Genomic DNA, 10,714 nt, shown 5'->3' with positions numbered 1-10,714 from the left:
CGCCAGCACTTTGCCCCGTGGGACCCCAAGCCCGGTGACATGTTCTACACCGAGCTGTACTGGACCATGCAGTTGCGCCAGCAGGCGCTGGGCTGGGAGCAGGGCATGTGCGCGCGCTATTTGCTTACCCTGCCGGAAGAGCCGCAGCGCATTGTCGGGACAGTGAGCCTGAGCAATATCGTGCGCGGGGTGTTTCAGGCGGCACATCTGGGTTACGGCCTCGACCACACCCTGCAAGGGCAGGGGCTGATGCACGAAGCGGTCTGCGAGATCATCCGCTTTGCCTTTGACGACTTGCGCCTGCATCGCCTGCAAGCCAATTACCAGCCGCACAACCAGCGCAGCGCCGCCTTGCTGCGGCGCCTGGGCTTTGTCGAGGAAGGCCTGGCGCGCGATTACCTGTATATCAACGGCGCATGGCGCGACCATGTGCTTACCTCGCTGACCAATCCGCAGTTCGATCCGGCGCGTATGCTGGCCTGATTGCAGCATTGCGGTTGTCATGTCCTGCCGATTCGTGTTTTCTTAAGCCATGCCTGCGCCTGCGCGCAGCCTGATGGAAACAGTTGCGTCCCCGGCCTTGCCGGCAAGCGCACAACCGGCAACGAGGAAAACATGGAGCACTTCACCTTGCAGGTGGCCGATGGTCACCGCATTCATGGCTGCAGCTGGCAGCCGCCGGCAGGCGTGGCGGTACGTGCCGCATTGCTGATCTGCCACGGCATGAGCGAACATGCCGCCCGTTACCAGCCGCTGGCGGAGCAACTGGTACAACACGGCATTGCGGTTTATGCCCACGACCATCGCGGCCATGGCCCGCATGCTGCCCGTCATGGCTGGTTTTCCGCCGAGGATGGCTGGAACAAGGTGGTGGCGGATGTCGACCACGTGCGCCAGTTTGTCGCCAGCCAGCATCCCTGCCTGCCACTGATTCTGCTGGGTCACAGCATGGGTTCCTTCATGGCCCGGCATTACTTTTTGCACCATGGTGCCAAGCTTGACGGGCTGGTGTTGTCGGCCACCGGTTACCGGCAGCGTCCGCTGGCCTGGCTGCTGCGCCAGCTGGCCCGGCTGGCAGGCAAGCTGGGTGGGGACGATGTGCCATCCGCCTTCATGGCAAGACTGATTTTTGGAAGCTTCAATCTGGGCTTTTTCCCGGCCCGCACCAAGGCGGACTGGTTGTCACGTGACACGGCACAAGTGGATGCCTATCTGGCCGATCCCTTATGCGGCTTCGACCCCGCACCCGGACTGTGGGCGGACCTGTTTGGCGGCATCATCGCGCTGGAACGTGGCGAGGCACAGCCGGTCAGCACGCTACCGCACCATTGCCCGGTGTACTTGCTGGCGGGCAGCCGCGATCCGGTCAGTCTTGGGCGGCTGGCGCTGGGCCAGCTGGAAATCCGCTATCGGGAGGCCGGCCTGCTGAATGTCAGCAGCAAGGTTTACCCCGGCGGGCGGCATGAGATGTTCAACGAAACCAATCGGGAAGAAGTGGTGACCGACCTGCTGCAATGGCTGGATGCGGCCATTCAGGCGGCAACGCGGCGGCGCGCCTAGACCGCATGCGCCACATGCCAGCGCCAGGCAATCCAGCAGCCCCATGCTAGCCAGTGTGCCAGCACGATCAGCCAGAACATCAGCTGATAGCTGCCCTTGCTGGATTTGTGGTGCAGCCAGTACTGGCCGAGCAAGCCGCCCGGCCAGCCGCCCAATAGCTCCAGCCAGTGCAGCAGTTTTTCCGGTGTACGCCGACCGTGATGCACGGCCTGGCGCTTGTCCCAGCCATACACGGCAAAGGTCAGCACGCTCATGGCGAGGTAGAGCAGGACAGGCCAGAACAGGCTGTCGGTGAGCGCAAAGCTGCTGGCCGCCAGCAAGGGTGGCAGGGCAAGCAGCTTGGCCAGCGGGCGGGGCAGGGACATGGGTTTTCCAGCAGAAAAGACACAGTGTAAGCAGGCTGCCTGTACACGCCAAGCAGGGTGAGCGCGCATACGCGGTGCAGGAGCACATCCGGGCGATGGCTTGCGTTGACAACTTACTTACTAGTAAGTATTGTCGAGTGACAATAATGCATGCCATGCCGGCAAATGACCGGCAGCTGAACCACAATCAGGGTGAGCGCCTGCTCGCCACGTCGACGAGGACGAAACATGACTGCATATCCGCATTTGCTGGCCCCGCTGGACCTGGGCTTTACCACACTGAAAAACCGCGTGTTGATGGGCTCCATGCATACCGGGCTGGAAGAAGCGCCAGGTGGTTTCGACAAGATGGCTGCCTTCTACGCCGAACGCGCCCGTGGTGGTGTCGGCCTGATCGTGACCGGCGGGGTGGGACCGAATGCGGAAGGCTGTGTGGCCGAAGGCGCATCCATGCTGGCCGATGAACAGCACGTGCCGGACCACCGCAAGGTGACCGATGCCGTCCATGCGGCGGGCGGCAAGATTGCGCTGCAGATTCTGCATTCCGGCCGTTACAGTTTTCAGGAAAAATGCGTGTCGGCCTCGCCGCTCATTGCGCCGATCAACTTCTACCGCCCGCGCGAACTGTCCGATGCCGAGGTGTGGCAAACCATTGCCGACTTCGCCCGCTGCGCCAGTCTCGCCCAGCAAGCCGGTTACGATGGCGTCGAGGTGATGGGCTCGGAAGGCTATCTGATCAACCAGTTCATCGCCCGTGCCACCAACAAGCGCACCGATGACTGGGGCGGCAGCTTTGAAAACCGCATCCGCTTCGCCATCGAAACGGTCAAGGCGGTACGTGCTGCAGTGGGCAGCAACTTCATCATCATCTACCGCCTGTCCATGCTGGACCTGGTGCAGGATGGCAGCAGCTGGGACGAGGTGGTGCAACTGGCGCAGGAGATCGAACGCGCCGGTGCCAGCATCATCAATACCGGCATCGGCTGGCATGAAGCCCGCGTCCCCACCATTGCCACCATGGTGCCGCGTGGCGGCTTTGCCTGGGTCACCAAAAAGCTGATGGGCAAGGTGAACATTCCACTGATCACCACCAACCGCATCAATACTCCGGAAGTGGCGGAAGACATCCTGGCCAGCGGCTGTGCCGACATGGTGTCGATGGCGCGTCCCTTCCTGGCCGACCCGGATTTCGTCAACAAGGCGGCAGCGGGCAAGGGCGATGAAATCAACACCTGCATCGGCTGCAATCAGGCCTGTCTGGACCACATCTTCCAGGGCAAGCTCACCAGCTGCCTGGTGAACCCGCGCGCCTGTCGCGAAACCGAACTCAACTACACCCCGGCACCGCAGCGCAAGAAAATTGCCGTGGTGGGCGCTGGCCCGGCAGGCCTTGCCTGTGCCACCGTTGCTGCCGAACGCGGCCATCAGGTGACATTGTTCGATGCCGCAGGCGAAATCGGTGGCCAGTTCAATGTGGCCAAGCGCATTCCGGGCAAGGAAGAATTCCATGAAACCCTGCGCTATTTCGACCGCCGTCTGGCCGCAACCGGCGTCACTTTGCGACTGAACACCCGCGCCGATGCCGCCATGCTGCGTGACTTCGACGAGGTGGTGCTTGCCACCGGCATTGCGCCGCGCCTGCCGCAGATCGACGGCATCGACCACCCCAAGGTGCTGAATTATCTGGACGTGCTCAAGCACGGCAAGCCGGTGGGCAAGCGTGTCGCCATCATTGGTGCCGGTGGCATCGGTTTTGATACCGCGGAATTCCTCACCCATGAAGGCAAGTCCACCTCGCTGGACGTGGCGGCTTTCATGCAGGAATGGGGCGTGGACATGCAGGTGGCACAGCCCGGTGGCCTCAGCCCGCAAGGCCCGCAGCCGCATGCCAGTCCGCGTGAGGTTTACCTGTTGCAGCGCAAGCAAAGCAAGGTGGGGGATGGCCTGGGCAAGACCACCGGCTGGATTCATCGCGCCAGCCTGCAAATGAAAAAGGTGAAGATGCTGTCCGGCGTCAGCTATCAGAAAATCGACGATGCCGGCCTGCATGTCATCATCAAGGATGAAGCACAGGTGTTGCCGGTGGATAACGTCATCATCTGTGCCGGTCAGGACCCGCTGCGCGAATTGCAGCAGCCGCTGCAGGATGCCGGCAAGACGGTACACCTGATTGGCGGTGCCGATGTGGCGGCGGAGCTGGATGCCAAACGTGCCATCCGTCAGGGCAGCGAGCTGGCGGCCAGTCTCTGATGACTTCAGCCACCCGCTGGCAGAAATGAAAATCCCCGCCGGCAATGGCGGGGATTTTTGTTGTCGGACTGGCGCAGGGCTTACAGGAAGTGACGCAGCGTGTCTTCCAGGTTCTTTTCGTTCAGACGGCCCAGCAGGCTGCCCACCTGCTTGCCATTGCGGTCCAGGATGATGCTGTAAGGCAGCGCACCGGCCGGATTGCCCAGGCTGCGCAGCAGGCTGAGGGTGTCGCTGTCGCCCAACACAATGGGGTAGTTGATTTTCAGCTGGCGGGCAAAGTTATAGGTTTCCGCCTTGTTGTCCAGCGCCACGCCCACTACCTCCACACCCTTGGGCGCCAGCCGCTCGCGCAGGGCATTGAGCATGGGCATTTCTTCACGGCAGGGGCTGCACCAGGTGGCCCAGAAGTTCACCAGCACCACCTTGCCCTGATACGCACGTAACGACACCGAACTGCCGCTCTGGTCGGTGAAACGGGTTTGCGCCAGCGTGGGCGCAGCGCTGGCAGCCAGTGGCAGCAGGCAGAGCAGGGCGGCCAGCAGTGTGGCGCGCAAGGATGTCAGGTTCATGTGGCCTCCGGAACGAGCTTGCAGAATGGGAAAACGGGTTTGCTGCCTTTGGAGAGAGGGCGCAGGCGCAAGTTTCGCTCCGCATGCACAAAAAAGTTTCATGTTAAAATGTTCAGTTGAATTTTATTCGGAGTGAGCATGTCTCTCCTGGTATGCGGGGCGCTCGCCTACGATACGCTGTTCTCGTTTCACGGTCGATTCGACAGTCAGATCCTGCCCGATCAGCTGCACAAGATTTCCACCACTTTTCTGGCTCCCACCATGCGACGCGAATTCGGCGGCATGGCGGGCAATATCGCCTACAGCCTCACCCTGCTGGGCGAAAAGCCGCTGGTGATGGGCACGGTGGGCGAGGACTTCCAGCCCTATCGCCAGCACCTGCTGCGTGCCGGGGTGGATGACAGCCATATCCGGCTGATCCGCAAGCAATACACCGCCCAGTGCTTCGGCATTGCCGATGAAGACGGCAACCAGCTGATGGCATTTCATCCCGGCGCGATGGACTTTTCCACTGACAACCACATCGCGGATATCCAGCAGCCGGTAGAGCTGGCCATCCTGTCGCCCGGTGGCCATCGTGCCTTCCTGCAGCACTCGCAGGAGCTGTCCGCTGCCGGCATTCCCTTCATTTTCGACCCGGGCCAGGAGCTGCCGCTGCTGTCGCGTGAGGAAATCCACCAGATTGTCGAGCTGGCCAGCTACATCACCATCAACGACTACGAAAGCGAGCTGATGCGCGAACGCGCCGGGCTGACGGTGGACGATCTGCGGCGCAAGGTGCAGGCGGTGGTGGTGACCCGTGGCTCGCGCGGGGCCGATCTCTACGTGGGGGCCGACCACATCCACCTGCCTCGGGTGGAAATGCCGCAGCCGCCGGTGGACCCGATGGGCTGTGGCGATGCCTTCCGCGCCGGGCTGATGTTCGGCATCAGCCGCCAGCTGGACTGGCAACTGACCGGGCGTCTGGCCAATATGATCGGTGCCATCAAGGTCACCACCGCCGGTTGCCAGAACCACTTCTTCGACTGGGAACAACTGCGTGCCATGTACCAGCGCACCTATGGAGAAGCATGGCCACTGGCTTGATCAGCCAGCATCACGCCGGGGGAAGCGCGCGCAGGATGGCGCACCGCGCGCTTCCCCATGGCACACAATGAAGCATTCCTTCATGCGAGAGGGTTGAATTCCCCAAGGCCAACCCCCACCATAGACCAATTACTCGCAAGTCATCCGACGCCTAGGGGAGCCCATGACCGTCCCACATCTGTCCACCGCATTGACCGGCCCGTTGCTGGAGCTGGAAAGCCGCATCCTGACCGCCCAACCCCATATCGAGCACTGGTTCCGCAGTCAGTGGCATAACCACGCCGCACCGTTTTACGGCTCGGTTGACCTGCGCAACAGCGGTTTCAAGCTGGCCCCGGTAGACATGAACCTGTTCCCTGGCGGGCACAACAACCTGAACCCGGACTTCCTGCCGCTATCCATCCAGGCGGCTCAGGCTGCCGTGGAAAAAGTCTGTCCGGAAGCGCGCAGCATCCTGCTGATTCCGGAAAACCACACTCGCAATACCTTCTATCTGCAAAATGTGGCCACGCTGGTGCATATTTTCGAGCAAGCCGGTCTGAGGGTGCGCCTGGGTACGCTGAACCCGGAAATCACCGAAGTCACCGAGCTGACCAGCGCTGGTGGCGACATCGTCAAGCTCGAACCCATCCTGCGCCAGGGCAATCGCCTGCGGCTGGCAGATGGCTTCAACCCCTGCGTGGTGTTGCTGAATAATGATCTGTCCGGTGGCATTCCCGACATCCTGAAGGACCTGGAACAAAACCTGCTGCCGCCGCTGCATGCCGGCTGGGCCGTGCGCCGCAAGAGCAACCACTTCACCGCCTACGATCAGGTGGCCGACCAGTTTGCCCAGCTGATTTCCATCGACCCGTGGATGATCAACCCCTACTTCGTCAACTGTAGCGGGCTGGATTTCCATGCCCGTCAGGGCGAGGATGCGCTGGCCGAAGCCGTGGCAGGGACGCTGGACAAGATTGCCGCCAAATACCGTGAATACGGCATCAAGAACGACCCCTTTGTCATCGTAAAGGCCGATGCCGGCACCTACGGCATGGGCGTGATGAGCGTGAAGAGCCCGGAAGAAGTCATCGGCCTCAACCGCAAGGCGCGCAACAAGATGTCGGTGGTGAAAGAAGGGCTGGAAGTTTCCGAAGTCATCGTGCAGGAAGGTGTGTACACCTTCGAAACCGTGGACGATGCGGTGGCCGAGCCGGTGGTGTACATGATGGACCGCTTTGTCACCGGTGGTTTCTACCGCGTGCACACCGGCCGTGGCATTGACGAAAACCTCAACGCACCGGGCATGCAGTTTGTGCCGCTGTCGTTCGAAACCCCCTGCCTGCCGGACAAGCACGGCTCGCCGGACTGTGCGCCCAACCGCTTCTACGCCTACGGCGTGATTGCCCGCCTGGCGCTGCTGGCCGCTGCGCTGGAGCTGGAAAATACCGACCCCGAGCGCGACTGAGTCCATGCCGACCTTGCGCCGCTTGCTGCTGTGGCTGCCGCTTCTGTTGCCGATGCTGGCGACAGCGGCAAGCTTCGACTGCAGCAAGGCGGCAACGGCCACCGAGCAGGCCATCTGCCGCCAGCCGGAACTCTCCGCGCTGGACGAGCAAGTGGCTGCCGCCTACCGGCAGCACAATCAGCAAGGCCTGCTGCAAGATAACCAGCGGCAGTGGCTGGCTGGCCCGCGTGCCGAATGCAAGGGCGATGCCGCCTGTCTGCAAAGCCGTTACCAAGAGCGACTGGCGCAATTGCAGCACGCGCAGCTGATCCACCAGCGCATCGACAATGCCATTCCGGCATATCGCTTTGACATCACGCTGCTCGACTGGGGCGAGCGTGACTGGGCAGCCGAAGGCCCGGCCATCATCAACATCATCGACCAGCGCAGCCAGCAGCGTATCCAGCAGCTGCGGCTGGACAATGTCTACATGGCTCGTGGCGACAACGGCAAGCCGCTGGTCAATACCGCGCGGCTGTATGATTTGCAGGGCGTGATCAACGCAGCCGATTTCGACTTTGACGGCCATGCCGATTTCGCAGTGCAAAACGGTAATGATGGCCCCTATGGCGGCCCTACCTACCGGGTTTACCTGTACGACACGGCCCGCCAGCAATTTGTGCTCAACGATGAATTATCAACGCTGACCGAAGAAAACCTGGGCCTGTTCCAGGTGGATGCCAGACGCAAACGCTTGCGTACCCTGGCCAAGAGCGGCTGCTGTTACCACGAAACCACCGATTACCAGTTTGACGCCCACCACCACCTGCAGGCGGTGGAAAAGCTGATTGAAGACGCGCAGGACCCGGAAGGCAAACAGGTGCGTGTCACCCGTGAAACCCTGGTCAATGGCCGCTGGAAAACATCCACCCGGCGCTATGCGCTGGACGCCTACTATCATCAATGAATCCGACGGCCCCAGCCCGGCCGCCATCCCACTCTGGAGAGCAGCATGCGTATCCTGTTCATCGCCGACCCGCTGGAACAGTTCAAGATTTACAAGGACACCACCTTTGCCATGATGGAAGAGGCGGCGCGACGCGGTCATGCCATCAGCTATGCCCAGGCGCACCAGCTGTCGGTGGAGGGCGGCCGCCTGCTGGTGGATGCCCGAGGCCTTACCGTCACCGATGAGCGCAAGGGCGATCACCCGGCCTGGTACAAGCTGGATGATGTGCATCGCCAGCCGCTGACCGCCTTCAATGCGGTGGTGATGCGCAAGGACCCGCCGTTCGACATGGAATACCTGTACGCCTCGCAGCTGTTCACGCTGGCCGAAGCGCAGGGCGTCAAGGTGTTCACCAGCGGTCAGGCGCTGCGTGATTTCAACGAAAAGCTGGCCATCCTGAATTTCCCGGAGCTGACCGCGCCCACCATGATCACCGGCGAAACCCCGCGCCTGAAAGCCTTTATCCGCCAGCATCTGGACGTGATTCTCAAGCCGCTGGACAGCATGGGTGGCGACAGCATTTTCCGGGTGACCCCGAACGACCCCAACCTGTCGGTGATTCTGGAAACCATCACCCTGCGCGGTAAGCGCACCATCATGGCCCAGCGTTACATTCCGGAAATCCGCGATGGCGACAAGCGTGTGCTGGTGATTGACGGCGTGCCGGTGGACTACTGCCTGGCGCGCATTCCGGCTGCGGGCGAAACCCGTGGCAATCTGGCCGCCGGTGGCCGTGGCGAAGCCCGACCGCTGAGTGCCCGTGACCGCGAAATTGCCGAAGCAGTGGGCCCGGAGCTGAAAAAGCGCGGCATCCTGCTGGCTGGTCTGGATGTGATCGGCAATTACCTGACCGAAGTGAATGTCACCAGCCCCACCTGCTTCCGCGAAATCATGGATCAGACCGGCCTGAACGTTGCCGGCCTGTACATCGACGCACTGGAACGCGCCACCGCCCATTAAGACCCGCTCACAAAATCCCCGATTCTGCGTTGCGCCGACTTGCCGTACTCACTGTACTGTCTGCGTCGGCGCGCCTTGACTCGGGTACTCTACGAGGTTTTGTTAGCGGCTCCAAGCCTTGCCATCAGCCTGTCATCTGCCAGCGGCACCATCGCCGCTGGCCATCTGGCAAGCCAGGCTTGCTGCACTGGAGTACAGGGCTTAACATGCCGCTCGCCAGACTGGCATCACCCGGCTGACACTGCGCAATCACAGGACCCGACATGAGCAAGCATGAGGAAAGCCCGTTCAAGGGCAAGACCGGCATTCGCCGGCTGATCAACGCCTTCGGCTATTCGCTGGATGGCATCAAGGCGGCCTTCCGCCATGAAGATGCCTTCCGCCAACTGGCCTTGCTGGCCATCATCCTGATTCCCACTGCCTTGTTCATCGTACCGGCCAGCCCGCTGGCCCGTGCACTGCTGGTGGCCAGTTCACTGGCAACCCTCATCATCGAACTGCTTAACTCCGCCATCGAGGCGGCGGTGGATCACACCTCACTGGAACGCCACCCGCTGGCCAAACGCGCCAAGGACATGGGTAGCGCCGCCCAACTGCTGGGCCTGATCAACCTGGCTGCCGTGTGGGGGCTGGTGTTATTCGGTCACTAAGCGGGTAACAGGCGGCGTGACAGCAGCTGCAAGCCAATGGCCGTGGCGGCAGCCAGCAAGAACGCCAGATTGCCGTCCATCAGCGGCAGCAATAGCCATAAGGCCAGACAAAAGCCGGCAAAGCCAAGCCGACCCAGCAGCATGCCGCGCAACAATGCCTGGGTGGCGGCTACGCCCTGTGCCCGCTGGGTGGCCACCGCCATCACCACGGCCAGCAGCGGGAAGACAGCCAGCATTCCACTCCAGCGCGCCCCCAGATGACTGGCGGCCAGACTGACCAGCAAGGTCAGCACGGCGGCAGCCATCATACGCAAGCCCAGGGTTTCATTCACCGCAGCCACCACGCCTGACAGGGCCGGGCGGGGCAGGCAGACGCTGTTGATCAGCACTGCCAGTACCGCCATGAGCAGTGCGACGGGGAGTGTCAGTGTCAGGCTTTGCAGAACGCAAGCGGCCAGCAGCCAGCCGCACAAGGCAAACATCAGCGTCAGCGGCCAGGCAAAGCGGGCAGCCAGGCGGGCATAGATCAGGTTGAACAATTCGGAGGCGGCAATGGCAGCAATCGCCTGCAGCGCGGCACTGGCAGCAAACGCCGGGCCGTGCTCCCGCATCAGCAACCACAGGATGGGGCCGGCCACCACCGGCAGGCCGGCCATCCAGCCAGCGCGCTGTGGCCCCCAATAGCGTGCCACCAGGGCCAGCAGATAGAGAAAGGCTGGAACCAGCGTCAGTTTCAGTAACAGCATGCGGTGAGGTAGGCTGGGTAATCTGATAGCATAACATGCTGCCTGCATGGTCAGGCGCTCAGCAGCTGTCGCTTGTCCGCCTTGTGTGTATGC

General features: G+C 62.0%; 11 protein-coding genes. 8 read left to right on the top strand and 3 right to left on the bottom strand.

Annotated features, from left to right (window positions below; all coding sequences use genetic code 11):
• Both JHD62_RS20225 and JHD62_RS20220 read left to right on the top strand, forming a co-directional pair.
• On the top strand, positions 1 to 483 hold a 483-nt coding region (locus tag JHD62_RS20225), incomplete at its 5' end, for a GNAT family N-acetyltransferase (protein WP_199104391.1).
• Between the two features lie 132 nt (positions 484 to 615).
• Positions 616 to 1,560: an alpha/beta hydrolase gene (locus JHD62_RS20220; protein WP_199104390.1), complete on the top strand. Its 945-nt coding sequence runs from the start codon at positions 616 to 618 to the stop codon at positions 1,558 to 1,560.
• Here the strand turns inward: JHD62_RS20220 and JHD62_RS20215 are convergent.
• Entirely contained in the window at positions 1,557 to 1,925 is a 369-nt protein-coding gene (locus tag JHD62_RS20215) for a DUF1294 domain-containing protein (RefSeq protein ID WP_199104389.1), read from the bottom strand. The two genes, JHD62_RS20220 and JHD62_RS20215, sit on opposite strands and share 4 nt — an antisense overlap.
• A 228-nt stretch (positions 1,926 to 2,153) precedes the next feature.
• On the opposite strand from JHD62_RS20215, the gene JHD62_RS20210 reads away from it, so the two are divergent.
• The gene (locus JHD62_RS20210) at positions 2,154 to 4,175 is read left to right on the top strand and encodes an NADPH-dependent 2,4-dienoyl-CoA reductase (protein WP_199104388.1); all 2,022 of its coding nucleotides are present in this window, start codon (positions 2,154 to 2,156) and stop codon (positions 4,173 to 4,175) included.
• Positions 4,176 to 4,255: 80 nt separating this feature from the next.
• Here JHD62_RS20210 and JHD62_RS20205 read toward each other — a convergent pair whose 3' ends face one another.
• Entirely contained in the window at positions 4,256 to 4,744 is a 489-nt protein-coding gene (locus JHD62_RS20205) for a TlpA disulfide reductase family protein (RefSeq protein WP_199104387.1), read from the bottom strand.
• 138 nt (positions 4,745 to 4,882) lie between these two features.
• On the opposite strand from JHD62_RS20205, the gene JHD62_RS20200 reads away from it, so the two are divergent.
• The 5 genes from JHD62_RS20200 (at position 4,883) to JHD62_RS20180 (ending at position 9,875) form a co-directional block, all read left to right on the top strand.
• Positions 4,883 to 5,830, top strand: a complete 948-nt coding sequence (locus tag JHD62_RS20200) for a carbohydrate kinase family protein (protein ID WP_199104386.1) — start codon at positions 4,883 to 4,885, stop codon at positions 5,828 to 5,830.
• Positions 5,831 to 5,993: 163 nt separating this feature from the next.
• Positions 5,994 to 7,277 (top strand): glutamate--cysteine ligase, encoded by a 1,284-nt coding sequence (gene gshA, locus JHD62_RS20195; protein WP_199104385.1) that lies wholly within the window; start codon positions 5,994 to 5,996, stop codon positions 7,275 to 7,277.
• Between the two features lie 4 nt (positions 7,278 to 7,281).
• Positions 7,282 to 8,223 carry a lysozyme inhibitor LprI family protein gene (locus JHD62_RS20190; RefSeq protein WP_199104384.1) on the top strand — a complete coding sequence of 314 codons (942 nt, stop codon included), beginning with the start codon at positions 7,282 to 7,284 and terminating at the stop codon, positions 8,221 to 8,223.
• A gap of 45 nt (positions 8,224 to 8,268) precedes the next feature.
• Positions 8,269 to 9,225, top strand: coding sequence for a glutathione synthase (gene gshB, locus JHD62_RS20185; RefSeq protein WP_062788398.1), 957 nt, complete (start codon positions 8,269 to 8,271; stop codon positions 9,223 to 9,225).
• A 263-nt stretch (positions 9,226 to 9,488) separates the two neighbouring features.
• A complete protein-coding gene (locus tag JHD62_RS20180; RefSeq protein ID WP_199104383.1) occupies positions 9,489 to 9,875 on the top strand; it encodes a diacylglycerol kinase in 387 nt (128 codons plus the stop codon).
• Here the strand turns inward: JHD62_RS20180 and JHD62_RS20175 are convergent.
• Positions 9,872 to 10,621 (bottom strand): hypothetical protein, encoded by a 750-nt coding sequence (locus tag JHD62_RS20175; RefSeq protein ID WP_199104382.1) that lies wholly within the window; start codon positions 10,619 to 10,621, stop codon positions 9,872 to 9,874. The two genes, JHD62_RS20180 and JHD62_RS20175, sit on opposite strands and share 4 nt — an antisense overlap.
• Between the last annotated feature and the right edge of the window lie 93 nt (positions 10,622 to 10,714).

The sequence above is a fragment of the Aquitalea sp. ASV11 genome (assembly GCF_016429185.1).
Taxonomy (GTDB): Bacteria; Pseudomonadota; Gammaproteobacteria; order Burkholderiales; family Chromobacteriaceae; genus Aquitalea; species Aquitalea pelogenes.
Note: the sequence above shows the minus strand (reverse complement) of the source record. Positions and strands in the feature narration are given on the sequence as shown.

Bases quoted from the DNA above. Each gene is read 5' to 3' on its own strand.
- JHD62_RS20220 (WP_199104390.1), top strand. From the start codon at position 616: ATGGAGCACTTCACCTTGCAGGTGGCCGATGGTCACCGCATTCATGGC.
- JHD62_RS20215 (WP_199104389.1), bottom strand. From the start codon at position 1,925: ATGTCCCTGCCCCGCCCGCTGGCCAAGCTGCTTGCCCTGCCACCCTTG.
- JHD62_RS20210 (WP_199104388.1), top strand. From the start codon at position 2,154: ATGACTGCATATCCGCATTTGCTGGCCCCGCTGGACCTGGGCTTTACC.
- JHD62_RS20205 (WP_199104387.1), bottom strand. From the start codon at position 4,744: ATGAACCTGACATCCTTGCGCGCCACACTGCTGGCCGCCCTGCTCTGC.
- JHD62_RS20200 (WP_199104386.1), top strand. From the start codon at position 4,883: ATGTCTCTCCTGGTATGCGGGGCGCTCGCCTACGATACGCTGTTCTCG.
- gshA (WP_199104385.1), top strand. From the start codon at position 5,994: ATGACCGTCCCACATCTGTCCACCGCATTGACCGGCCCGTTGCTGGAG.
- JHD62_RS20190 (WP_199104384.1), top strand. From the start codon at position 7,282: ATGCCGACCTTGCGCCGCTTGCTGCTGTGGCTGCCGCTTCTGTTGCCG.
- gshB (WP_062788398.1), top strand. From the start codon at position 8,269: ATGCGTATCCTGTTCATCGCCGACCCGCTGGAACAGTTCAAGATTTAC.
- JHD62_RS20180 (WP_199104383.1), top strand. From the start codon at position 9,489: ATGAGCAAGCATGAGGAAAGCCCGTTCAAGGGCAAGACCGGCATTCGC.
- JHD62_RS20175 (WP_199104382.1), bottom strand. From the start codon at position 10,621: ATGCTGTTACTGAAACTGACGCTGGTTCCAGCCTTTCTCTATCTGCTG.